The sequence below is a fragment of the Glycocaulis sp. genome (assembly GCF_051859565.1).
Classification (GTDB): Bacteria; Pseudomonadota; Alphaproteobacteria; order Caulobacterales; family Maricaulaceae; genus Glycocaulis.
The window spans coordinates 91,693-115,487 of sequence record NZ_JBHYFK010000007.1; the positions used below are offsets into that span (position 1 = coordinate 91,693).

General features: G+C 64.2%; 22 protein-coding genes. 17 read left to right on the forward strand and 5 right to left on the reverse strand.

From position 1 onward, the window contains the following. The first annotated feature begins 36 nt into the window (after positions 1 to 36). The 10 genes from ACTIGC_RS11210 to ACTIGC_RS11255 all read left to right on the forward strand — a co-directional run bounded on the left by ACTIGC_RS11210 (position 37) and on the right by ACTIGC_RS11255 (position 11,339). The gene (locus ACTIGC_RS11210; protein WP_439634485.1) at positions 37 to 1,437 is read left to right on the forward strand and encodes a Do family serine endopeptidase; all 1,401 of its coding nucleotides are present in this window, start codon (positions 37 to 39) and stop codon (positions 1,435 to 1,437) included. Positions 1,438 to 1,456: 19 nt separating this feature from the next. After that, positions 1,457 to 2,383, forward strand: a complete 927-nt coding sequence (gene miaA, locus ACTIGC_RS11215) for a tRNA (adenosine(37)-N6)-dimethylallyltransferase MiaA (RefSeq protein WP_439634486.1) — start codon at positions 1,457 to 1,459, stop codon at positions 2,381 to 2,383. Beyond that, positions 2,380 to 3,372, forward strand: coding sequence for a ketol-acid reductoisomerase (gene ilvC, locus ACTIGC_RS11220; RefSeq protein WP_439634487.1), 993 nt, complete (start codon positions 2,380 to 2,382; stop codon positions 3,370 to 3,372). The genes miaA and ilvC overlap by 4 nt, the downstream gene beginning before the upstream one ends. 60 nt (positions 3,373 to 3,432) lie before the next feature. Next, positions 3,433 to 4,227: a TVP38/TMEM64 family protein gene (locus ACTIGC_RS11225; RefSeq protein ID WP_439634488.1), complete on the forward strand. Its 795-nt coding sequence runs from the start codon at positions 3,433 to 3,435 to the stop codon at positions 4,225 to 4,227. A 57-nt stretch (positions 4,228 to 4,284) separates the two neighbouring features. Beyond that, entirely contained in the window at positions 4,285 to 5,325 is a 1,041-nt protein-coding gene (locus ACTIGC_RS11230) for a rod shape-determining protein (protein ID WP_127566449.1), read from the forward strand. A 107-nt stretch (positions 5,326 to 5,432) separates the two neighbouring features. Continuing rightward, positions 5,433 to 6,338, forward strand: a complete 906-nt coding sequence (gene mreC, locus ACTIGC_RS11235) for a rod shape-determining protein MreC (protein ID WP_439634489.1) — start codon at positions 5,433 to 5,435, stop codon at positions 6,336 to 6,338. Next, positions 6,339 to 6,851, forward strand: coding sequence for a rod shape-determining protein MreD (mreD, locus tag ACTIGC_RS11240; protein WP_439634490.1), 513 nt, complete (start codon positions 6,339 to 6,341; stop codon positions 6,849 to 6,851). A 20-nt stretch (positions 6,852 to 6,871) separates the two neighbouring features. Continuing rightward, complete coding sequence (gene mrdA, locus ACTIGC_RS11245; protein WP_439634491.1) at positions 6,872 to 8,749, forward strand: penicillin-binding protein 2; 1,878 nt, start codon at positions 6,872 to 6,874, stop codon at positions 8,747 to 8,749. A gap of 2 nt (positions 8,750 to 8,751) precedes the next feature. Continuing rightward, positions 8,752 to 9,897, forward strand: coding sequence for a rod shape-determining protein RodA (gene rodA, locus ACTIGC_RS11250; protein ID WP_439634492.1), 1,146 nt, complete (start codon positions 8,752 to 8,754; stop codon positions 9,895 to 9,897). A gap of 86 nt (positions 9,898 to 9,983) precedes the next feature. Further along, a complete protein-coding gene (locus ACTIGC_RS11255) occupies positions 9,984 to 11,339 on the forward strand; it encodes a sodium-dependent transporter (protein WP_439634493.1) in 1,356 nt (451 codons plus the stop codon). A gap of 98 nt (positions 11,340 to 11,437) precedes the next feature. Here ACTIGC_RS11255 and pip read toward each other — a convergent pair whose 3' ends face one another. After that, positions 11,438 to 12,367 carry a prolyl aminopeptidase gene (pip, locus tag ACTIGC_RS11260; RefSeq protein ID WP_439634494.1) on the reverse strand — a complete coding sequence of 310 codons (930 nt, stop codon included), beginning with the start codon at positions 12,365 to 12,367 and terminating at the stop codon, positions 11,438 to 11,440. A 96-nt stretch (positions 12,368 to 12,463) separates the two neighbouring features. Between pip and ACTIGC_RS11265 the strand changes: the two genes are divergently transcribed. Next, positions 12,464 to 13,168: a hypothetical protein gene (locus tag ACTIGC_RS11265; protein WP_439634495.1), complete on the forward strand. Its 705-nt coding sequence runs from the start codon at positions 12,464 to 12,466 to the stop codon at positions 13,166 to 13,168. A gap of 7 nt (positions 13,169 to 13,175) precedes the next feature. Continuing rightward, on the forward strand, positions 13,176 to 13,793 hold the full coding sequence (locus tag ACTIGC_RS11270; protein ID WP_439634496.1) for a class I SAM-dependent methyltransferase: 618 nt from the start codon (positions 13,176 to 13,178) through the stop codon (positions 13,791 to 13,793). Here the strand turns inward: ACTIGC_RS11270 and ACTIGC_RS11275 are convergent. Genes ACTIGC_RS11275 through ACTIGC_RS11285 form a run of 3 tightly spaced genes read right to left on the reverse strand, consistent with a single transcriptional unit; the run spans position 13,767 to position 16,869 of the window. After that, positions 13,767 to 14,876, reverse strand: a complete 1,110-nt coding sequence (locus tag ACTIGC_RS11275; protein ID WP_439634497.1) for a hypothetical protein — start codon at positions 14,874 to 14,876, stop codon at positions 13,767 to 13,769. The genes ACTIGC_RS11270 and ACTIGC_RS11275 overlap by 27 nt on opposite strands. Continuing rightward, positions 14,873 to 15,592 carry a class I SAM-dependent methyltransferase gene (locus ACTIGC_RS11280; protein WP_439634498.1) on the reverse strand — a complete coding sequence of 240 codons (720 nt, stop codon included), beginning with the start codon at positions 15,590 to 15,592 and terminating at the stop codon, positions 14,873 to 14,875. The genes ACTIGC_RS11275 and ACTIGC_RS11280 overlap by 4 nt, the downstream gene beginning before the upstream one ends. Continuing rightward, on the reverse strand, positions 15,589 to 16,869 hold the full coding sequence (locus tag ACTIGC_RS11285) for a glycosyltransferase family 4 protein (RefSeq protein WP_439634499.1): 1,281 nt from the start codon (positions 16,867 to 16,869) through the stop codon (positions 15,589 to 15,591). Before ACTIGC_RS11285 ends, ACTIGC_RS11280 begins: the two co-directional genes overlap by 4 nt. 120 nt (positions 16,870 to 16,989) lie before the next feature. On the opposite strand from ACTIGC_RS11285, the gene ACTIGC_RS11290 reads away from it, so the two are divergent. The 5 genes from ACTIGC_RS11290 to ACTIGC_RS11310 all read left to right on the forward strand — a co-directional run bounded on the left by ACTIGC_RS11290 (position 16,990) and on the right by ACTIGC_RS11310 (position 21,779). Continuing rightward, on the forward strand, positions 16,990 to 18,153 hold the full coding sequence (locus ACTIGC_RS11290; RefSeq protein WP_439634500.1) for an MFS transporter: 1,164 nt from the start codon (positions 16,990 to 16,992) through the stop codon (positions 18,151 to 18,153). Between the two features lie 106 nt (positions 18,154 to 18,259). Further along, positions 18,260 to 19,414 carry an MlaE family ABC transporter permease gene (locus ACTIGC_RS11295; RefSeq protein ID WP_439634501.1) on the forward strand — a complete coding sequence of 385 codons (1,155 nt, stop codon included), beginning with the start codon at positions 18,260 to 18,262 and terminating at the stop codon, positions 19,412 to 19,414. Then, a complete protein-coding gene (locus ACTIGC_RS11300) occupies positions 19,411 to 20,175 on the forward strand; it encodes an ABC transporter ATP-binding protein (RefSeq protein WP_439634502.1) in 765 nt (254 codons plus the stop codon). Before ACTIGC_RS11295 ends, ACTIGC_RS11300 begins: the two co-directional genes overlap by 4 nt. 3 nt (positions 20,176 to 20,178) lie before the next feature. Beyond that, entirely contained in the window at positions 20,179 to 21,135 is a 957-nt protein-coding gene (locus tag ACTIGC_RS11305) for an MlaD family protein (protein WP_439634503.1), read from the forward strand. After that, complete coding sequence (locus tag ACTIGC_RS11310; protein ID WP_439634504.1) at positions 21,132 to 21,779, forward strand: ABC-type transport auxiliary lipoprotein family protein; 648 nt, start codon at positions 21,132 to 21,134, stop codon at positions 21,777 to 21,779. Before ACTIGC_RS11305 ends, ACTIGC_RS11310 begins: the two co-directional genes overlap by 4 nt. On the opposite strand, the gene ACTIGC_RS11315 is transcribed toward ACTIGC_RS11310, so the two are convergent. Beyond that, positions 21,776 to 23,755 carry a hypothetical protein gene (locus ACTIGC_RS11315; RefSeq protein WP_439634505.1) on the reverse strand — a complete coding sequence of 660 codons (1,980 nt, stop codon included), beginning with the start codon at positions 23,753 to 23,755 and terminating at the stop codon, positions 21,776 to 21,778. The two genes, ACTIGC_RS11310 and ACTIGC_RS11315, sit on opposite strands and share 4 nt — an antisense overlap. Positions 23,756 to 23,795: the final 40 nt, after the last annotated feature.

Below are 23,795 nucleotides of genomic sequence, written 5' to 3' on the forward strand. Positions count from 1 at the left end.
AGCTTGATCAAACCTGCCTTGCTACCGGAGTCGCCCATGCGTGCCGTTCTGGCTGTCATAGCCGCCGCATTCCTGCTTGCCGTCCCTCAGGCGCTGGCCCAGCCCCGTGAGGGGTTCGGTGATCTGGCAGACCAGCTCTCGCCAGCGGTGGTCAACATATCGGCGGCCCAGCGCATGCGCTCGCAGGCCAATCTGCCGACTTTCCCGCCGGGCTCTCCGCTCGAGCGCTTCAATGATCTTCTCGGTGACAATCCGCGCGTGGCCAATTCGCTGGGCTCGGGATTCATCATCGACGCGCGCGGGCTGGTGGTGACGAATAACCATGTCATCGAGGAAGCTGACGAGGTCGAGGTCGTCTTTACCGATGGGCGCACGCTGCCGGCCGATATTGTCGGCGTGGACCCGGCGACCGACCTGGCGGTACTGCGCATTCGGGGCGGGGGCGAGAATTTCCCCTTCGTGCGCTTTGGCGACTCTGATGCCGCGCGGGTCGGCGACTGGGTTATTGCGATCGGCAACCCGTTCGGCCTTGGCGGTTCACTGACAGCAGGTGTGATTTCGGCGCGAGGGCGCGAGATCGGCGGACGCTATGACGACTATCTGCAGACCGACGTCGCCATCAACCGGGGCAATTCCGGTGGGCCGCTCTTCAACATGAACGGTCAGGTCGTAGGCGTGAACACCGCCATTTTCTCGCCGACCGGCGCCAGTGTTGGTATCAGCTTTTCCATCCCGTCCAACATTGCAGCGCCTATCGTGCGCCAGCTGGCCGAGTTCGGCGAAACCCGCCGTGGCTGGCTGGGCGTCAATGTACAGGCCGTCACCGCCGACACCGCTGAAGCGCTGGGGCTGGCCAGCCCGCGCGGCGCCATTGTCAGCCGGGTCGATCCGGACGGACCCGCCTATGCCGCGGGAATTGAGCGCGGTGACCTCATTCTGGCGTTCAATGGCGAGGTGGTGCCCGATGACCGGCGTCTGCCTCGCATGGTCGCCGACACGGCTATCGGGTCGCGTGTCAGTGTCGATGTCCTGCGGCGGGGCGAGCCTTTGACCCTGGAAGTGGAGGTGCAGCGGCTTGACGAACCCGACGCTGCCCCGGCGCGCCCTGTGGGCGCAGATTCAGACACGCCGGGCGCAACGCCGTCGTCGCGCACCGTGTTCGGCCTGACGCTCGCGCCTGTTACCGATGCGCTGCGCCGCACGCACCGCCTGCACCCGGACGCCAGAGGGCTAGTCGTTACAGCCGTCGAACCGGGGTCGGACGCGGCGGGCAAGGTACGCGTCGGCGACGTTGTGGAGGAGATTGCCTGGACGCAGGTCAGCACGGTTGACGAGGCCCGCCAGATTGCCCGCGCCGCCGCGGGCGAGAGCGGCCGTCCGGTGCTTTTCAGCTTGAACCGCCAAGGCCAGTTCATCCTGCAAAGCCTTAGACCATAAGGCTTTGCAGGAGGTGGTCATGCCGCCCTTTATCCTGATTGGCGGCCCGACTGCGTCTGGCAAGACGGCTCTTGCGGTTGCGCTGGCGCGCCATATCGGCGGCGAGGTAATCAACACCGACTCCATGCAGCTTTACCGGGGGCTGGACATATTGTCCGCTCAGCCTGACGAGGCCGAGCGTGCCGGGGTGCCGCACCATCTGTTCGCCGTTGCAGACCCATCGCAGCGCTGGTCGGCGGGCCGGTGGGCGAGAGCGGCGCTGGCGATTTCAGAACCTTTGCAGGAACGAGGTGTGCCTGCCGTTTTCGTCGGCGGCACAGGGCTGTACTTCAAGGCGCTGATAGATGGCATTGCTCCGGCGCCGGACATTCCGGCCGGGGTGCGCGCCGACGTGGGCGCACTGGAGCAATCGGGATACGCGGCACTGCGCGCGGAGGCGGAGCGTCTGGATGCTGAAGGCGCGGGGCGGATCAAGCCCGGTGACCGGCAGCGTCTTGTTCGCCTGATCGAGCTGGTGCGCACAACGGGAAAACCTTTAAGCGTGCTGCACGCCGATACCCGTCCGCTGATTGCGCCGGGCAGCTGGGCGGGCTTTGCCCTGCGGCCTGACCGCGAAGCCTTGTACGCCCGCATTGAACAGCGCTTTGATGCGATGATGGCAGCAGGCGCGCTGGAAGAGGCGCGGGCCCTGCATGCGCGCGGGCTGGACCGTCAGCTTCCTGCGCTGAAGGCTGTGGGTATCCGGCCGCTGCTGGCACACCTCGACGGCGAACTTCACCTCGAAGAAGCTGTGGAGCGGGCCAAGACCGACTCCCGGCGCTATGCCAAGCGTCAGTTCACCTGGTTCACCAACCAGCATGCCGACTGGACGCGCCTTGATGCCCCCACACATGAAGAGAACTTCGCACGCTTGCGGATCGCCCTTGAAGAGACGGATACGCCATGACCCTGCCTGAAGCGATATACGACCGCGATGTTGATCTTGCGCCCCTGCAAGCCTGCACGCTGGCCATTATCGGTTATGGCAATCATGGCCGGTCTCACGCGCTGAACCTGCGTGATAGCGGTGTGAAGGACGTGCTGGTGGCGCTGCGTGATGGCTCGCCGTCGCGGGCAAAGGCGCAAGGCGACGGGTTTGAGGTGGTCAGCCTTGATGAGGCCGCCGCGAGCGCGGACTATATTTCGATCCTCGCTGCCGATGAGGCGCATGGGGCCATATGGGCTGATCATATCGCTCCCAACCGCAAGGCCGGGCAGGGGCTCATCTTCTGCCACGGTTTTTCTATCGATTATGACCTGATCGTTCCGCCCGCCGATTGCGACGTCATTCTCGCCGCTGCCAAGGGGCCGGGGGGCGCTGTGCGCGAGAGCTTTGAGCGTGGCGGGGGGCTGACGGGTTTCTGGGCCGTTCATCACGACGCGTCGGGGCAGGCAGAAGCCATAGCCAAAGGCTATCTCAGAGGGCTTGGCTGCGGGCGGGCTGGCATTTTCCCCACCAGCTTCCGCGAGGAGGCGCTGGCCGACATTCTGGGTGAGCAGGCCGTGCTGGTTGGCGGCATGTGCGCGCTGGCGCGCCAAGGGTACGAAACGCTGGTCGCCGCAGGCATCAGCCCGCTCATGGCCTATATCGATACGGTCCATGAACTCAAATACATCGCCGAGTTGATCCACAGGCGCGGCATTGCGGGCATGTATGCGGCGATTTCCGACACGGCGGAATTCGGGGCACATGGCGTGGAAGCACGCATTGCAGAGGCCGTGAAGCCGGTTTTTGAAGACATTGTTTCGGACGTCACCTCGGGTGATTTTGCCCGCCGCTGGGTCGCTGATTTCGAGAAAAACAGGGCAGGCCTGCATGCGGCCCGGGCCAAGGCGGGCCAGCACGAGCTGGAAGACACGGGCCGCTATCTGCGCAAGGCGTTGGGGCTGGAATAGCCCACCTTGCGGTGTACACCTTGCATAGCCGGGTGCCGGCGAACGCGCTATGAGAGTTTCATGAACCGATTGATGAGCTTTCTGACCGGAATGGACGCGCGTGCGGCGCGCGCCATCGCGGTATCAATCGCCCTGTTTGCGCTGGTCCTGGCGATTTTCCTGGTCGGGCGCTTTGTGTTCGATATCGAGCCGGGCGATGTCCAGCGCTGGCTCGAAGAGGCTGCTTCGCGCTGGTATGCGCTACCGCTGACCATATTGGCGTTTACCGTGCTCTCCTATGTAGGCGCGCCGCAGTTTGCGCTCTTTGCCGCGGCTGTGCTCGCGTTCGGACCGACGACCGGATTTGTCTATTGCTGGCTTGGCACCATGGTTTCGGCGGCGGCCAATTTCTGGACCGGCAGAGTGCTGGGCGCCGATGTGGTGCGGCGCTATGGCGGTGAAACGGTCAATCGCATTTCGGCTTTTGTCGGCAAGAACGGGTTCTGGGCCAGTGCGATCATCCGCAATGTGCCGTCGGCCCCGTTCATCGTCGTCAATATGGCCGCTGGCGTGTCACAGATGACGTTTCTCGCCTTCATGGGCGGAACCGGCCTTGGCATCCTGCCCAAGATTGCGCTGGTCACTTTTGCTGGCAGCGGCGTCATCGCCTTGCTGTCGGGCAGCGGGTTGTGGGTGGTTGCGATCCTTGCACTGACGGCATTCGGCTGGCTTGTGGCGATGCTGATGGCGCGCAAATGGCTGCGCTCGACGCCGGCCGGGCAGGCGGCAGAAGGTGTTTCCGATGTGCCTGCGGACGCCAGCGACGGCACGTCATCTCTTGCAATCCGCGACGGCACATCGCACAAGGGTAAATAGTGCCCCGCCTTTAGTGTTCGGGCGGCCCACAGCCACCGGCTCGCAGGTATTTTCAGGATGTTTTCTAGCGTTTTCGGTCTTCTTTCCGCAGATATCGCCATCGATCTGGGCACTGCCAATACCCTGGTCTATGTGAAGGGCCGCGGTGTCGTGCTCAACGAGCCCTCCGTGGTTGCCTACAAGATCGAGAAGGGCCGAAAACACGTCCAGGCCGTAGGCGCGGAAGCCAAGCTCATGCTGGGCAAGACCCCCGGCAACGTCGAAGCCATCCGCCCAATGCGTGACGGCGTGATCGCGGACTTCGATGTGGCCGAGGAAATGATCGCCCACTTCATCCGCAAGGTTCACAACCGGCGCAGCTTCGTCTCGCCGCAGGTTGTGATCTGCGTGCCGTCGGGCGCAACGGCGGTCGAACGCCGCGCGATCCACGAGAGCGCTCTGGGCGCTGGTGCGCGCAAGGTTTACCTGATCGATGAGCCGATGGCCGCTGCCGTTGGCGCGGGCCTGCCGATTGATGAGCCGACCGGCTCCATGATCGTCGATATTGGCGGTGGCACCACCGAAGTGGCCGTGATGTCCCTTTCCGGCATCGTCTATTCGCGTTCGGTGCGTGTCGGCGGCGACAAGATGGACGAGGCGATCATCAACTATATCCGCCGGTCCGCGAACCTCCTGATTGGTGAGACGTCGGCAGAGCGCATCAAGAAGGAAATCGGCTCGGCCAGCCCGCCCCCGAAAGGCGAAGGCCTGACGCTGGAGATCAAGGGGCGCGACCTGATGAACGGCGTGCCGCGCGAGATTGCCGTCACCGAAGCCATGATTGCTGACGCTCTGTCAGAGCCGGTAGAGCAGATTGTGGAGGCTGTGAAGCAGGCGCTGGAAGCCACACCGCCGGAACTGGCCGCTGATATTGTGGACAAAGGCATCGTGCTGACCGGGGGGGGCGCGTTGCTGCGCAATCTGGATACTGAATTGCGTGACCGTACGGGTCTGCCGGTAAGCCTTGCCGACGAGCCTTTGTCCTGTGTCGTGCTGGGCTGCGGCAAGGCGGTGGAAAATCTCAAGATTTGGCGGCCTATCCTGTCAGAAGCCGTATAGGCGGCGCGGGATTGATTCTCTAGAGGAGGTGCCGGGCGGTGGCGCAATGGCGTTCAGCGCGGCAGGGAGCAGATGACGCGGTCCGCTTTTCGCGGACCCTTCTCCTCATGTTCATTGCCTTGTCGGCTGTTCTGATAGCCGCAGACCGTACCGAGGACCGTGTCGAGGCCGTGACGGTATTCCGCGCGGCTTTCAATGATCTGTCTCTGCCCATTCTGGAAGCAGCGGCCCAGCCTCTCAGGGGGCTCTACAATGTAGGCCCGTGGTGGCGCCGCCAGATAGAGCTGGCCGGCGAAATCCGCGAACTGCGTCAGGAAATGTCCGAGTTGCGGGCCTGGCGCGACGTGGCGCTGAACTACTCCGAGCAAATGCGCCGGCAGCAGGAATTGCTCAACCTTGATCCGCCCATGCCACGCCAGCGCATCACCGCTTGGGCTGTCACCGAGACAGGCGGTCCGTTCGTCCGCACGCGCCTTGTCGGCGTTGGTACAGATCACGGCGTCGCGCCCGGCTATCCGGCGCTGAACATTTACGGGGTAGTTGGCCGCACGATTGATGTAGGTGCACGCTCATCACGCATACTGCTGCTGACGGACCTGAACAGCCGCGTATCTGTCATGGCCGACAGATCCAATGCCCGCGCCATGCTGGTGGGCGACAACACCGACTTTCCGCGCCTCGACTATCTGGGCCGCGCGCCTGACCTTCGGGAAGGCGACCGAATCGTCACCTCCGGGGATGACAACATCCTGCCGCGCGGATTGCCCATTGGTGAGGCCGTGCTGGACAGGCGCGGCGCCTGGCGTGTTGCGCTGTACTCCAGCGCCACCCCGATAGACCTGATCTGGATATGGCCGTTCACACCCGTTGGCGCACCAGCTGATGAGGCACCGCCCGGTCTCCAGCTGCCCGCACCCCCACCCGAACAGGCACAGGACGATACGCCCGCGCCGGTCATCGGCGTGTCACAGGATGAGCCGGAAAGTGGCTCTGAGAGCGGGGAGGGGCGCTAGATGCGTGCATCGCTGGAACGCAACTCGACCTGGCCGGTCCTGACCGCGATGGCCTTGACGCTGACCCTGAGCCTGCTTGCAGTGGCTGCGCCCTTGCGGCTGCCCGAAGGGCAAGGGTTTCCGGCGCCGTTTTTCCCGCTGATTGCGTTGTTTGTCTGGTCTGTCCGCCACCCGCGCTTTGTCCCGCCCTGGCTGATTTTCATCATCGGCCTGTTTCAGGATCTTCTCACCGGCGGCCCGCTTGGCATGTGGGCTCTTGCCTATCTGCTGGCGTTTGCGATCGCTCGCTTGCGCTCCACTGAGCCCTCAGCGCGTGAGTTCATCCTGCTCGTCGCGCGCTTTTCGGTGATGGCGGGTATCGCGACGCTGGTTGCCTGGGCTGCAGGCTCGCTTTCCATTGGCCAGCCTGCAGACCCCACAAGCCTTGTCACCGAAGCTGTGATAACGCTTATCGTGTTTCCGGCGTTTTGCTGGCTGTTTGCGCGAAAGCGCGAACGCACCACATTCTCATGAGGGTTTGACAAAGAGCGACCATGCGCCGCGACAAGCAGGAAGCCCAGGCCCAGTTCAATCGGCGCACCTTCATGGTGGGTGCGGGCGGGGTTGCCGCGTTCGCCGGTATAGGCGCCCAGCTCTACACGTTGCAGATCCTCCAGGAAGACCAGTACCGGGTCCTCTCCGACAACAACCAGTTCTCCTTCCGTATCCAGTTGCCGACACGCGGCAGGATACTGGACCGCTTTGGCGAGACGATTGCGGAAAACCGCGACAGCTACCGCATCTATCTGATCCGCGAGCAGGCGGGCGATCCCGCACTGGCCCTCGACCGGCTGTCGCGCTTCATGCCGATCAGCGAAGCGCGGCGCGAGCGTGTCCTGCGTGATCTTGCGCGCACGCCCCGGTTCCAGCCGGTAACGATTGCCGAGGGCGTGGACTGGGAAACCTTCAGCCGCGTCAATCTGCACCTGCCTGAATTGCCCGGCGTAATGCCCGATGTGGGCGAGGTGCGGACCTATCCGATGCCTGCTGCCTTCGCGCACGTCGCCGGATACGTTCAATCAGCGCCGCCGGAGATCGCTGGCGATGATCCGCTTCTTCGTCACCCCGCCTTCCGGGTCGGACGCACCGGGGTGGAGATAGCACGTGATGTGGAGTTGCGGGGGGCAGCCGGCTCCCTGAAGGTCGAGGTAAACGCGTTCGGCCGCGTCATCCGCGAGTTGCCCGATCAGTCCCGTCCGGCAGAGCCGGGCCGTGATATAGCACTTACCATCGATTCTGAAGTGCAGCGCTTCGCCACCGAACGGCTCGGCACACAGAGCGCCTCGGCTGTGGGGCTGGATGTCCAGACCGGCGAGATCGTCGTGATGGCCTCAACCCCGTCGTTTGACCCCAACCTGTTTGTGCTGGGCATCCCTTCGCGCGAGTTCAGCGACCTGAATGAAAACCCCCTCCGTCCACTGTTCAACAAGGCAACGAACGGCCTTTACGCGCCAGCGTCCACTATCAAGGGCGTCATCTCTCTGGCCGCGCTCAGACACGGCGTGATGCGCCCGGGTGAACGGGTCACCTGCCGCGGGTCGGTGCAGCTCGGCAACCGGCGCTTCCATTGCTGGCGGCGGGAGGGGCATGGTCCGGTCAACATGCACGACGCCATCAAGGTCTCGTGTGACACCTATTTTTATGAAGTTGCCGCCCGGCTCGGCATTGAGCGGATCCGTGAAGCGGCGCTGGAGCTGGGCTTCGGTCAGCTGTTCGAGGTGGGCATCCCGATGCTGTCGCAGGCAGGCGGATTGTTCCCCAGCCCGCAATGGAAGCGTGCGCGCACCGGGCAGGGCTGGTCCATGGGTGACACCTACAATGTCGGTATCGGACAGGGGGCAGTGCTCGCCTCTCCGCTGCAACTGGCTGTAATGACGGCACGTATGGCGACGGGCCATGCAGTCGAACCGACGCTCTACCCGCGCGGCGGGCCGGTACACTTCCCCAGGCTGGACTTTGACGATGCGCACATCCAGGCGGTGCATAACGCCCATGTCGGTGTGGTACACGAGCCAGGGGGCACGTCATACTGGTCACTTGGCGGGCTAGGCGTTGAAGGCATCCGCATGGCAGGCAAGACGGGAACCAGCCAAGTCTACTCCATCACGGCCGAGGAGCGCGCGCGCGGCGTACGCGATCAGGATGATCTGCCCTGGCGTTTGCGCAATCACGGACTGTTCATCTGTTATGCTCCAGCGGAGGCGCCGCGCTACGCGGTCGCGGTCGTCGTTGAGCATGGCGGGGGCGGGGCCCGGTCCGCAGCCCAGCCCGGTCGCGACATATTGCGTGAGCTGATCTTGCGCGATCCCGCGGGCCATTCGGGCGTTGTGGCTGCCCGGCATGAGCCGATCAACCTGGCTCAGGGAGGCTAGCCTTGCCGGTATTCACCCAGCCAGTGCCGCGCGATCTCCGGGCCAAGCTGTTTGAGCTGAACTGGGCCTTTGTCCTCCTGATCGTGCTTACAGGGTGCATCGGTATCCTGATGCTCTACTCGGTGGCTGGCGGCGCCTGGGATCCTTGGGCGATCCGTCATGCCACGCGTTTCGGCGCCGGCTTCCTTGTGATGCTGGTCGTGGCGATGGTGCCGCCCCGGATATGGATGAGCCTTGCCTATCCGGCCTATTTGGGCGCGCTTTTCCTGCTGATCATGGTGGAGCTTTTCGGCGCCACTGCGATGGGTGCGCAGCGCTGGATAGACATCGGCCCGTTGCGCATGCAGCCCTCTGAAATCATGAAGATCGCGCTCGTGCTGGCACTGGCGCGCTATTACCACGACCTGCCGCCGGAAAAGGTTTCCACGCCGGGCGGCATGATCGTCCCCATACTGGCGATTGCGCTTCCTTTCGGCCTCATTGCCAAACAGCCTGATCTGGGAACCGCGGTGCTCACCGGCGCTACCGGCGCTGTTATGGTGTTTCTGGCCGGGCTCAGCTGGAAAGTCATCGTGCCGGGATTGGTGGCGGGTGTCGTCGGCGGCGTAGCGTTTTTGCGCTACGGCCTCGAAGAATACCAGCGTGCGCGGGTGATGACCTTCCTCAACCCGGAAAACGACCCGCTTGGCGCCGGTTACCACATCATGCAGTCCAAGATCGCGCTGGGTTCGGGCGGCCTCACCGGCAAGGGCTATATGCAGGGCACACAGTCCCATCTGAACTTTCTGCCGGAAAAGCAGACCGACTTTATTTTCACCATGCTGGGCGAAGAATTCGGCTTTGTCGGCGGGATCGCCGTGTTGGTGCTCTATGCACTGATCCTTGGCCATTGCCTGATGACAGCGATGGCATGCCGCTCGGTTTTCCTGCGTCTGGTAACGATGGGCGTCACGACAACCTTCGCCCTCTACGTGTTCATCAACGCGGCGATGGTGATGGGTCTGGTGCCTGTGGTCGGCGTACCATTGCCCATGATTTCCTATGGCGGTTCGGTGATGTTCACCGTGCTGATCGGGCTGGGCCTGATACTGGGTGCGCACATACATCGCGCGGCCGAGCCACCGAAAGGTGCAGGTCTTTTCGGCTAAGCAAGCTTGACCTTGCAGGCCCGGTAGGGAAGTCTCGCCGCCAAATCACACCATAACAAACAAGCTTGAATAGCGGGGGAAAGTACATGGCCATAGGCGGCGGCGCGCATAGCACATGGGGAACACGGTTCGGCTTCCTGATGGCGGCCATCGGCTCCTCGGTGGGTCTCGGCAATTTCTGGCGATTCCCTTATGTGGCTGGTGAAAATGGCGGCGCCGCCTTTATCGTCATCTACCTCGTATGTGTGGTGTTCATCGCGCTGCCAATCCTCATGGCCGAACTGTCTGTCGGGCGCCATGCGCGCCGCTCTGCGGTCGGATCAGTCCAGAAAATGGCCTTCAACGCAGGTGCCCCCGGCATCTGGTCGGTGGCCGGCTGGGTCGCGATGGCGGGCGGCATATTCATCCTGTGCTTCTATTCGGTCGTTGCAGGCTGGGTCGTCGCCTATGTGTTCCAGATGGCCACAGGCCAGTTCATGGGGCTGTCGACTGATGTTGTGGCAGGCCGGTTCGAGGAACTGATTGGCGATACCAACGCCGTCATTGGCTGGCATACGGCCTTCATGATCGTCACGGTGGGCATCGTCTCTCTGGGCGTCACCAAGGGCATTGAGCGTGCCGTGACCATCCTCATGCCGCTCTTCTTCACCATGCTGCTGGCGCTTGTGATCTACGCGGCCTTTACCGCCGATATGAGCGCGGCGCTCGCCTATCTGTTCACGCCGGACTTCTCCGAAATCGGCCCGCAGACCTTCCTTGCCGCACTGGGCCAGGCCTTTTTCTCCATCGGTGTCGGCAGTGCGATCATGATCACTTACGGCTCTTACCTGCCGCGCACTGACAATCTGGCCGGCTCAGCGACCATCATCACGGGCGCTGACACCTTGGTTGCGATCGTTGCAGGCCTGGCGATCTTCCCGTTCGTGTTCGCCTTTGCGCTGGACCCGGCTGCGGGCCCGGCCCTGTTCTTCCAGACGCTGCCAAGTGCCTTCGCCCAGATGCCGGCGGGCCAGTATGTCGGTACGGCGTTCTTCGTGCTCGCCTTCATTGCCGCGCTGACTTCGTCAATCTCGCTATTGCAGGTCGTGGTGGCTTTCGCCGAGGAGCATACGGACTTTGGCAGGACGGGTTCGGCGGTCTTCTTTGGGGTGATCATCTGGCTGGTCGGCTGCGGTGCGGCGTTCTCCGGGGGATTCTTCGATCTGCTGGACACGCTTTCGGGCAGTGTCTTCCTGCCGCTTGGCGGGCTGCTGATTGCGGTCTTCACGGGCTGGGTCGTTGCCCGTTCGCTGATGCGCCACGAACTGGCTGGCGCATCCAACCTGGTGTTCAACATCTGGCGCTTCCTGATCCGGTTCCTGGTGCCGATCGCCGTGTTCCTGATCCTTGCGGCCGGCATCGCTTCGGCCTTCGGCGTCAGCCTGCCGGGTCTGCAGGGCTAGCTTTACACAACGCCTGAAAAGCCCCGGAACCGCACGCGGCTCCGGGGCTTTTTGCTGTCCAGCGGGTTTTTCAGCGCGCGTGGATGCGGCGAGGCCGGCTAGCCCAGCTTCGCTCCAAGCCGGTCGGTCGCGCGCACCAGCGCATCGACAATGCCCGGCTCGCCCGCGGCATGGCCTGCGTCGGGAATGATATACAGTTCGGCTGACGTCCAGTTTCTTTGTAACTGCCAGGCGGCGCGAGCCGGCGTGACCATGTCATAGCGGCCCTGCACGATCACGCCGGGTATCCCCGTTAGATGGGCCGTGTCGTCGATCAGTACACCATCGCGCTCAAGGAAGCCGTTATTGATGAAATAGTGGGTTTCCATCCGCGCCAGCGCGTCGGCCCGGCGGGCATCCGGTGGAGGGGCATCGCTTTCGGGCACAAGGCTGATCAGCGCGTTTTCCCATTGTGCCCAGGCCAGTGCGTCCTCGCGGCGCGCGTCCAGCTCATCGGTCTGCAGGCGGGCGTGATAGGCGCGCAGCACGTCGGCGCGCTCTTCAGCGGTCAGGCGGCCGGTCAGCGCCTGCCAGGCGTCGGGAAATATCCGGTTGGCACCGTCGCGGTAGAACCAGTCGAGTTCGGCTTTCGTGCATCCGAAAACGCCGCGCAGGATGAGGCCCATCACCCTCTCCGGGCACGCGCGCGCATAGGCCAGCGACAAGGTAGCGCCCCAGGAACCGCCAAACACAATCCACCGCTCGACACCAAGCGCAGACCGGATGGTTTCCATGTCGGCCACCAGCCGGTGCGTGTCGTTCGCGCGGATGTCGGAGAAGGGTCTCGACCGGCCGCAGCCACGCTGGTCAAAGATGATGATGCGATAGACATGGGGGTCAAAAAAACGGCGCATTGAGGGTGCCGCGCCGCCGCCCGGGCCGCCATGCAACGCAATAATTGGAACCCCGTCGGCCCGGCCGCATTCTTCATAATAGAGTGTGTGCCCTTCGCCGACATCCATCATGCCGGTCCGATAGGGTTCTATCATGGGGTACAGGCCGATCCTTTCCCGTCTGCGTAAAGTGTCCATGGGCGGCCCTGTAAACAGTCGAGCATGCGATTTCGCTTTGAGTATCGGAACACTATGAGGTTTTATTCAATTGCGGAAGCGATACGCCATCGTATCGCAGCACAGCCATCGGCCGGGGCGCTTGTGACGGTAACGCACACATTAGGTGGACTGACACTGATGCTGTCGGCTGCAGTGCTGCTGACAGCCTGCGTAAGCCAGCCCGTTGACATCGCCTCCCGCCCCCAGTCTGAAATGCCGGTGAGCGCGCAGGAAGATCTGCGAACCGCCGTAGCCGCGTTCCGCATGCGCCAGGAAGAGGCTGGCGGGTGGACTCTGGGAGCGGACGGTTCGGCGCGCGGGCTGCTGGGACGTCTTGTAGGCGGCGCGCCCGAACGAGGGGATGCAGTTGGCGATTATATCCGTCAGGCTGGTGATGCCCTGCCGTCCTATCTTGCCGGTGATATTGTTCTGGCCAGTGATCTGGCAGATGATGTCTCGCAAGCTGCGCTTGTAGTTGCCAGCACCAGCACGCCGCTGCCCGAAAGCCTGCTGGTCCGGGATATTACGTCGGTCGAGACTGTTCTTGCCTCCGCGCGCCGGGCCCGTACCTTCTTTCAGGCGGTGTCGGTAGACGAGCGTGCCGGGCTCACATCCAATCAGCGTGTGACCCTCAGCGAGGCACTCGCGCGTCTCGATGATGGCATTCGCGGCCTGGTGGAGGCAGCAGATGCGCTGGCCGACCGGCGCTGGGCAGCCAGCAATGCGTTGACCGGCTGATCCTGTCTTGAGCGCATATCCGGCCTTCGACCCTGAAACCGTACAAGGTTTCCTCGCACGCGAGGAGGGCGAAGCACTGGCGCGCCATGTCCGTGCGCTGACCGTACAGGGGCCAGTTCTGGAAATCGGGTCCTGGTGCGGGCGGTCCAGCGTATGGCTGGGACAGGCCGCGCAGGAAGCCGGACGCATTGTCTACGCGCTCGACCATCATCGCGGCTCTGAAGAGCATCAGCCGGGCGAAGGCTATCACGATCCGGCGCATTTCGACGCCGGGCTGGGCCGGGTAGACACGCTGCCCGCTTTCCGCCGCTCTATTGCTCTGGCAGGCCTGGAGCAGACGGTCATGGCCCTCGTCGGGCCGTCAGCCGTGATCGGTGCCAACTGGGCAACGCCGCTCTCCATGGTCTTCATCGATGGCGGGCACGCGATGGATACGGCGCTGGCAGACTATCGCGCTTGGGCCGGGCAGGTCGTGCGCGGCGGCATTCTGGCGATCCACGACGTGTTTCCTGACCCGGCAGACGGGGGACGTCCGCCCTATGAGATATGGAAGCTGGCCGTGGCGTCCGGCCTCTTTGAGCCGGTCGAGCGGGTCAATTCACTCGAATTTCTGCGCCGGCTTTAGCGCGCGCTCCAGCCAGGCATCGGCGCGGGCATGGCGGATCAGCAGGTCGGATCCCGGCGAGAGGGCGTCAAGCGCATCGGCGGCGAGGATAACCGCGCCAGCGGTCCATGACGGGCGTTCCTTGGGCCAGACATCGCCGATCTCGTACTGCCATCCCATCCAGTAGCCGCCATCAGGGGCCGCCAGCGGCGCCAGCTCGTTGACCAGTGTCCGGGCGTCATCACGCCGCCCTGCACTGAGGCAGGCCAGTGCCAGCTCGGCGGTTTCAGCCGCCGTCACCCAGGGTTCGCCGGTGACACAGCGGCAGCCCAGATCGGCGACGACAAATGTGTCCCAGCCCTCATCAAGGCGCGCGCGGGCTTCTGCTCCGGTCATCGCGCCGGTCAGCACCGGATAATACCAGTCCATCGCGTAGGAGGAGCGGTCTATGCCCTTGCGGTCAAAGCGTTCGGGCATGGCTGTCAGGGCGCGGGCGATGGCCGCGCGGCTTAGGGCCCAGTCGGTACGCGGTTTTTCAAGGATTTCGGCCATGCGCAGGCCGCACTCGAAACTCTTGAACAGGGAGGAATTGCCCGCTCGCAATGCGTCCACGTCTTCCAGTGGCTGGCCGATATCTGGCGCACGCCAGACCACATCACCGTGACGGGTCTGCAAATTCATCACGAAATCCAGCGCGCGGGCCACCATCGGGAAGTAGCGCGCGATGAGGCGCGGCTCGTCCAGCGCCAGCGCGCAGCGCATCACGGTCACGGCGGCATAGCCGGCAAAATTGGTGTCGCGCGCCGTCACAGGCACTGGCGGGGGCGCAATGCGCTCGCCGCTTTCGTCCATGGGAATGCCCGCGCCCAGTTCGCCCGTCCAGCCGCCATCGGCCTCCTGCCGGGCCGCCAGCGCGTCCAGCGCCAGATGTACGCCTTCCACCCGTCCGGCCACCGCGAGGCCCATCGCGCTTTCGCCATGGTTCCACGGGTCCCAGACGCCGGTTTCGACCCACGGGATCGCTCCATCGCGCTGCTGCAGCGACTCGATGCGGTCGGCGCAGGCGCGGATATCCAGCCCGGTTACGATGGATCGCGGGCTCATGGGCGGGCCTTGTCAAAATAGAGGGCAACCGACTTGCCCAGCAGCGGGTTCAGGGCCTTTTCGCTCCAGCGCGTCAGGCGCGGCGCGGACAGCAGATCCCATTCAAGCATCTTGCGGTAGGCGGCGACCATGCCGCTCTGCTCGCGCCTCTCCCACAGGGCGCATTGCAGCCACCAGAAAGGGCTGTGCAGGGCATGCGCCCAGTGACGCTGGCGGAAGGTATAGCCGAGAGCCTCCACCTGTTTGCGTAGCGCGCCATCCTTGAAGATGCGCACATGCCCGCCGGGCGTGTTGTGGTATTCCTCAGACAGCATCCAGCAGATCTTTTCCGGCCAGTAGCGCGGCACGGAGAGGGCAAACTTGCCGCCGGGTTTCAGGACCCGGTCGATCTCGCTCAGCGCCAGTGGCACATCGGGAAGGTGTTCGAGAACTTCAGAGCAGATGACGGCATCGAAGCTGTTGTCTGCAAAGGGCAGGCGGCCCGCATCGCCGACCGTGAACACGGCAGTCCGGGGAGGGGTTTCCGGCGGCGAGGGCAGTTCGAAAAAGCCGTCGATCGCCGCGCCCAGATCGGCAAAGTCGAGGTCCAGCCCCGTCACATCCAGCGCGCGTTCATGCCAGTAAAGCGCATGCAGATGGCGCCCGCGCCCGCAGCCCAGGTCCAGCACGCGCTGGCCGTCGGCAAGCTCCAGCCGATCAGGATCAATCGTCATCATGCGGCCATCACTCCAGTGTCGGTCAGGTCCAGCACATCGCGATAAAGGCCGATGGAGAGGCCCGCATGCAGGTCCCAGCGGAAGAGCGTGCGCACGCGGTTCAGCCCGGCCCGGCTCATGCCTGCGCGCAGGCTTTCGTCGTCCAGCACGCGGGCTATCGCTGCGGCCAGTGCCTCGTCATCGCCGACCGGCGTGACCAGCCCGGCATCACCGGCAACTTCGGGCAACGCGCCGCCATCCGACACGATGACAGGCGCCCCGCAGGCCATCGCCTCGGCAGGGGGAAAGCCAAAGCCTTCAAAGCGCGAGGCCGACACGAAGACGGTGGCGCGGCGGTGCAGGTCTGCAATCTCTTCGCGTGTCAGGCCGGACACGAAATTCACCCTGTCAGACAGGCCTGTGCGCTCCAGCATGCGTTTTGTCGGCCCCTCGCGCAGCTGGCCGATGACGGTCAGGCGGGCAGCCGGATGGCTGTCTTTAAGGCGGGCCAGTGCCGCGATCAGCACATCCAGCCCCTTGATCGGCACATCCGCGCTGGCGCTGGCGACGATCAGCCCGGTATCGCGCTTTACCGACGGGTCCGGCGTGAATCTGGCGTGGTCGATGCCGTTATAGGCGACGCGTACGCCGCTCGGGTCCATGCCCGTGCGTTCGGCGTAGGAGCGCCGAGCGGCATCGGACACAGCGATGAAATGGGTTAGGGCGCGCGCCGCCTTTGCCTGCTCATTCACGAAGGAATGCCAGCGCCAGGACAGCGCCTTGCCAAGCCGGGAATGTGCGCCCGCGACCGCGAAATCACGGTCAATCGCAATCGGGTGGTGCAGGGTGGTGATGACGGGCAGCTCTTGGGCGATGCGCGCCATCGGCATGGCCAGCGTCTGGTTATCGTGGATGATGTCAAAGCGGCGGCCTTCACGCGCGATGAAGTCCTCCAGACGCAGGGCGAAGGCCGTCATCTCGCCGAACGCGCCAGTATTGTGGGCGAGCCATTCGGCGCGGTCGGCCCGGCTGGCCAGATGCCGCCAGCGCAGCGCCAGCATGGCGTTATCGACGGCGAACAGGTCCAGCGAGGGCAGCTTGATAAGCTCGATACCTTCATCCAGCTCAGGGTAGGGCGGGCCGGACGCCACGCTCACCGCGCAGCCCGCAGCTTTGAGTGCCCGCGTCAGCTCATGCACATAAATGCCCTGCCCGCCGACATGCGGGTGGGAGCGATAGCTGGTCACCAGCACCCGCAAGGGCCGCTGTGACAGGGGATAATCCGCAAGGTCTTTCATTGGCGCGGGAAGCTAGACGGGCGGGGGCAATCCGCCAAGTGCCAATGTGAACAGCGTTTACTCCGCGCGCGGTCAGCCTCGGCATTGCCCGCGCTGCCCGCGCCGCGCTACACCGCGCGGGTGATTAGCCCCGCCGCACTCTTCGCCCGAATGGATACGCGTTTTGCGCTGTTTTACGGCGCGTTCTATCTCGGCTTCGGGGCGTATCTGCCATATATGCCGGTCTGGTATGCCGAGCGCGGCCTGTCGCCGGAGCTGATAGGCATTGCTGCTGCTGCCGGCATGGTGGGGCGGGTGGCCGTCGCCCCGCTGGGGGCGTTCTGGTCGGACAGGGCGACGCGCAGGCGCGACGCGATTCTGGCCTTCTCGCTTGCCGGGCTGGCCGTGTTTCTGGCGCACATACCGGGCACGCATCCAATATTCATTCTCGCGCTGGCAGGCCTCAGCGGCGCTGCCGTTACAGGCGTCATCCCGCTGGTGGACGCGTTTGCCATGGGGCAGGCCCGCAAGGAGGGGTTTGCCTTCGGCGTACCGCGCGCCTTCGGTTCGGCGCTGTTTGTCATCGGCAATCTGGGGGCTGGGGCGCTTATCTCGATCTATGGCGGCGAAGCGGTTCTGGTCTGGGTGCTTGCCAGCGCGGCGCTGACGGCGCTGGCCGCCGCCTTTCTTCCCGCTGGGCGTATCGACACCTCGGCCGGAGCAGCGCGCCACGAAGCGCCTCCCTTGCGCATTCTGCTGGGGGCCGGGTTCCCGCTGGCCTTTGCCGCTTCCGCCCTCATTCAGGGCGGTCATGGCTTCTACTATGCTTTTTCCGCGCTGGCCTGGCGCGCTGATGGTGTGCCACCGTGGGCCATTGGCGCCTTGTGGGCGACGGGCGTCGGCGCGGAAATCATCTTCTTCGCCGTCTGGGGACGTGTGCTGAAAGGGTGGAGCCCGGCGGCGATGATGGCGCTAGCGGGCGGCGTGGCTGTAGTGCGCTGGCTGGCGCTCGCCCTGTCCCCGCCATTATGGGCGCTCTTCCCCTTGCAGGGACTGCACGCGTTCAGCTTCGCCGCCGCCTATCTGGGTTTTCTGCGCTATGCGGCCGACCATGCGCCCGAACGTCTCGCCGCGACGGCGCAGGCTGTGAACTCTGCCCTTTCGGGCGGGCTGGTGCTGGCCGGTGCAACCTTTGTCTCCGGCCTGGCGTTTGCAGCGTTTGGTACAGCTGGCTTTGCGTTTATGGCTGTGCCTGCCGTGCTGGGCGGGGTTTGCGCGTTCTGGCTGGCCCGGCGTGGCCGATAAGCGTCATTGTGCAGAGAATCTTCCACCAAACTCTGCCACACCCTTGGGAATGACGGCGAAGCGTCGGATAAGATCAGGTAGCCGCGCTGCTTTTAGCTGGAGGGTCATGGCTGCCACGGGGACACCGACGCTGACACCGCCCCGCCTTGCCGTGCGCGAGTCGGAGGGCGGAGCTGTCCTTGAGCCTACCGGCGACTGGCTTTTGGAAACCATCGGTCAGATGGACCGGCAGGTTCGCGCGCTGGAACGCGATTCCGGGGCGCAGCCGTTGGGCCTCGACGTGTCCGGGCTGGGCCGCATCGACACCTCCGGCGCCTATCTGCTCGGCCGTCCGCTCCGGCAGCGTAATGACACAATCCCGGAGAGCAGCATAATCGGCGAGCATCCGGCAGCGGCCAGGCTGATCCGGGAGGTCCACAAGCGCATGGACCATTGTCCGCCGGAGGAAAGCTCTGGCTGGGGCCTGAAGACCCTGCTGGAGCGGGTGGGCGCAGGCACCGAACAGGTGCTGGACGAGGCCTGGGACACGTTCGGCTTCTTCGGGCGTACGCTGATGACGCTTGGCGCGTCCCTGCTGAACCCGTCGCGCCTGCGCTGGACCCCGACCGTTCACCTGATGGAAACCGTGGGCATCAATGCCCTGCCGATCATTGCCGCCTTGTCTTTCTTCATCGGGGCGGTCGTGGCCTTCATGGGGGCCAGCCTGCTGGAAACATTCGGCGCATCGGTCTTCACGGTCGATCTGGTCGGCATTTCGGTATTGCGTGAGTTTGGTGTGCTGATTACCGCGATCATGCTGGCCGGCCGGTCGGACTCGGCTTTTACGGCCTCCATCGGCTCGATGAAGATGCAGCAGGAAATCGATGCCATGCGCGTCATCGGGCTGAACCCTTACGAGGTTCTGGTCGTGCCGCGGGTGATTGCCTGTGTAGTCATGGCGCCTTTGCTCACGCTCGCGGCGATGCTGGCGGGGCTGTTTGGCGGCCTGCTGGTGTCCTGGGCGACGCTGGACATATCGCCCAGCTTCTTTCTGACCCGGTTGCAGAATGTAATTGACTGGACGCACTTCATGGTCGGCATGTCCAAGGCGCCCGTCTTCGGCCTGGTGATCGCCATTATCGGTTGCCGTCAGGGCATGAAGGTCCGGGGAGACGTGGAAAGTCTCGGCCGGCGTACCACCGCGTCCGTGGTGCAGGCCATATTCATGGTCATCGTCATCGATGCGCTGTTCGCGCTGATGTATCTTGAGGCAGACATATGAGCGCGCGCCCGGTCATCGAGGTGCGTGGACTGGTTACCCGTTTCGGCAGCCATACCGTGCATGACGGTCTGGATCTTGAGGTCCGGCGCGGCGAGGTGATGGGCATTGTCGGCGGTTCGGGCAGCGGCAAGTCGGTCCTGCTTCACGTTATCCTTGGGCTAAAAAAGCCTGACGGCGGCGAGATATTTTACGATGGCAAGGCGTTGTCACGCCTGTCGGCGGCTGAACGTTCGGCGCTGGAACGGCGCTGGGGCGTGCTGTTCCAGGGATCGGCGCTGTTCTCTTCGCTGACGGTGAAGGAAAACATTCTCGTGCCGATCCGCGAGCACGTATCGCTGCCGACCGCCCTGATGGACGAGATTGCCGATCTCAAGCTCGGCCTTGCCGGGTTGGGAGTTGAGGCCGCGAACAAGTATCCGTCCGAGCTTTCGGGCGGCATGAAGAAGCGGGCAGGGCTGGCGAGGGCGCTCGCGCTGGACCCTGACGTCCTGTTTCTGGACGAGCCGACGGCGGGGCTGGATCCGATCAGCGCCGCCGCGTTTGACGAACTGATCCGCGAACTGTCTCAGACGCTGGGGCTGACCATACTGCTGGTCACGCATGATCTCGACACGCTGCATGCCGTTTGCGACCGGGTGGCCGTGATCGCCGAGAAGCGGATCATCGCGGTGGATACGATTGCGCGGCTAGCAAATCATCCCCACCCTTGGATACAGAGCTATTTTGGCGGCCCGCGCGGGCGGGCAGCATTGAGGAGCTGAACAATGGAAACCCGTGCCCATCATGCACTGGTCGGCCTGTTCGTTATCCTGCTTGCGCTGGCAGGCGGACTGTTCTTTGTCTGGCTGTCGCAGGCCTCGTTTGACCGTGAGTTCCGCCAGTATGATGTGGTGTTTGAAGGGCCGGTGCGCGGCCTTCGCACCGCCTCTGAGGTGCGCTTCAACGGCATCCAGGTCGGCGAGGTTGTCGATCTGGGGCTGAACCCCGACGATACGAGCGAGGTGATCGCGAGGGTGCGGGTCGATTCCACGACACCGATCCGCGTGGACAGCTTCGCCCAGCTTGAACCGCAGGGTTTGACGGGCCTGTCCTATATCCAGATTTCGGCGGGCGAATCCGGTTCTCCCTTGCTCGAAACACGTTTTGGGGACCGTCCGGCACGCATCTATGCCCGCCAGACCCAGCTGGATCTGCTGGTTCAGGGCGGTGAGACGCTGCTGGAGACCGTTCAGACCACAGGTGTGTTGCTCAACCGCCTCCTGAACGACGAGAACCAGGAACAGTTCTCGTCCCTGCTGGAGAACCTCTCCACTCTCTCAGGCCAGTTGGCCGAGAATGGCGCGATGATGGCCGAGATGCGCGATACCATTGCCTCTATCGAACGGGCGGCGAACGATATGTCGTCGGCTGCCGCCAGTATCGAACAGTTCGGCGTCACGGCCGAGCGCTTCCTGATTGATGAGGTAGGGCCGATGGTGGCCGAGACCGAGGCTGCGTCCATCGCGGTCAATCAGGCGTCAATGGAGACCTATGACGCGCTGGTTGCCCTGCGCCCCGGCCTGGAGGCGTTTGCCAGTGACGGCGTTTACCAGCTCAACGCGGCGTCGCACGATTTGCGCCAGCTTGTTGAAAACCTGGAGCGTCTGACAGCAGATCTTGAAAATGACCCCGGCGGGCTTCTGACCCGCCGGCGTGGTGAGGAAGTCGAGGTGCCCCAATGATCGCAAGAAACCTGCTGATGGCCGGAGCAGCGCTGGCGCTTTCCGGTTGCATCTCGCTTCTGCCGGAGTCTGAAAGCAGCTCGCTCTACAGGCTTTCAAACCATGTTCCCGTGGACACGGCCGTAAATCACGATGCCCCCGTTGTGCGCATCGCCCGGCCCGTGGCACCGCGCGCGCTGTCGGGTGACAGGATCGCTCTGGACGCGGGGCAGGGGCGGGTGGCCTACATGGCCGGAGCAAACTGGATCAGCGCCGTGCCGGTTCTGGTGCAAGAGCTGGTGGTCGATACGTTCGACCGGCGCTCCACCGTGCTTATGGCGGCCAGACCCGATGACGGTGTGGCTACAAGCTGGGATCTTCGCATGGAGCTGCGGCGGTTCGAGGCCGTCTACGATCAGGGCAGCAATGCCGCGCCGCGGATCGATATCGCCATTCGCGCCCGCCTGATTGACACTACAAGCCGCGAAGTGGCGGGGGTACGTACATTCGAGGCGTCGCGCCGGGCTGATGGCAATCGCCAGACCCTGATTGTCGATGCGTTCAGCCGCGCCGCGTCGGACCTGTCGCTTGAAATGGTTGACTGGGCGTCTGCGCAGGTGACGCAGGCTCAGGAGAATACGGCCCAGGAGGCGCAGCCAGACTAGTCGCGCCGTTTACCGCGTTTGGCCGGACTGCCGGCAGGCGGCTCGTCATCCTCGTCCGGCTCCATATTCGCCAGCAGGTCTTTCCACCGCCAGCCGCCTTCCGGCCGGGCCTGTGTGGCCAGACGCTCGTCGCGCGGGCGCTCCCGGCTGCTGCCGTCCTCGTCGGCGTCGTCAAGAATCCGGTCGCGGGCTTCTAGCTGGACCTCGTCCTCCGCCGGAGCGGGCGACGGACGCGATGACCGCCGCCGGACGTTCAACGGATCGGGCACCTCATCGGGGGCGATGTCGATCGGCTTGCGTCCGCCAGCCACCGAGCCCATGCGCAGCATGAAGTCTGACAGAAGCTCGTAATTATGCCGCACGCGCGCCTGGAACATGGCATCGATCTCGCGTGCGCTTTCAGAAGCGTCCTCGGCGGTCTGGTTAAGCTTGGCGAGCCCTTCCGACAGGGCGCGTTCCAGTTCGAGCGTTGCCCGGCGGGCGGCGGCGGGTGCGTCGTCAAAGCGCGAACGCATGTCGCGCAGCATCAGCTCCACATGGTCGGCCTGCTTGCGCGCGGCTTCCAGCGTGTCGGCAAGCTGCTTGCGGACGGTTTCACCCGCCTCCTCGGAGGCTTTTGCAGCCTTGTCGACGAGCAGTTCAGCCTCCCGCAGCCGCGCCTGGAAGGCTTCGTCAGACCGGCGGGCCGCTTCGAACCCGGCTTCGCTGACGCGTTCCAGTGCGGCCTCGGCGGCGCTCGCCTGCCCGGAGAAGCGTTCAGCGGACTCGGTGGCCGCTTCACGGGCTTCCCTGGCCGTCTCGGTCAGGCGCTTGAGAATGGCCTCATTGGCCTCGGCGGCAAGCCGGGTCTCGCTCTCAACGGTTTTCGACAGGGCGGAGGCGCGGGTAATGGCGTCATTGATAGCGCGCGTAAACACTGCGCCGCTTTCCTCGGCGGACTTGCGCAAAGTCTCTGCGCCCGAGCCTGCAGTCTTGGACAACGTGGCGAGTTCGGCCTTGTGGAAGTCCAGCGCGGCCGCAATCTTTTCCTGCTCCTTGCGCAGGGCTTCACTGGCCTCTGCCAGACGCTCGCGATGCTTGAGATAGGCCGCATCCAGACCATCGCCGCGGCTTTTTAGCGTCTCGGCTAGCTCGCGCATGCTGCTGGCGCGCTGCGCCAGTATCTCGGAGGCTTTCTCAGCGGACTTGATGGTTTCGTCACCGGCGCCGGAAAGGCGTTCCGCCCCAGCGCGCAAGGTGAGGGCGCCTTCATTGGCCTTCTCTTTCGCTAGCTCGGCCGCTGCCGCGACCATCTCGCCCTGTTCCTGAATGGCCGCAGCGATAAGCGAGGCTTTATCATCAAGGCTGTCGGCAATCTCGGCCAGCTTCTCTCGCTCGCCTTTAAGGGAGCGCATAAGCGACTCTACCCGTTCACGGGCCGCCTTCGACGTATCTTCTAGACTGTCGGCATGGTGGGTGATGACTTCCTCCATGGCGGCAAGGCGCGCCAGCGCGCTGTCCATGGCGGTATTTATGCGGCCGACCTGCAGGCTTACGGCATCGGCCATCTGGCGCACCTCGCCCTGCAGGGTGTCGGCGGGGGTGGAGAGCCGGGCAACCGCGCCTTCAACCGAACGGATTTGCGCGCTGGCGCGGGCAACCGTTCGTCCCAGAAGCCCGGAAAGCAGGAAAAGCAGGGCTGGGGCACCGGCGAAGATGGCAATACCCGCCAGCTGGGCAGGGCTTAGCGCCGCGAAATCATCAATCACGTAGCCATAGAGGTAGGCGCCCGCACCACCAAGCCATAGCGCGGCGCAGGCAGCCCCGGCGAACGCAATCCATCCGCCTCCATTTGCCGCCTTCGCGGGCGCCACACTGATCGAAGCCGCGGTTCGCGGTGCTGGCACCTGACCCTCTGCCGGATCTTTCAGCACGGCCGGTGTCACCGGCTGTGCGGTTTTGGCGGATTTGGCAGCGGAGTTGTCGTCGGCAGGCATTATTCGCCTCGATCACAGCACAAGGGGCATGTCAGCACCA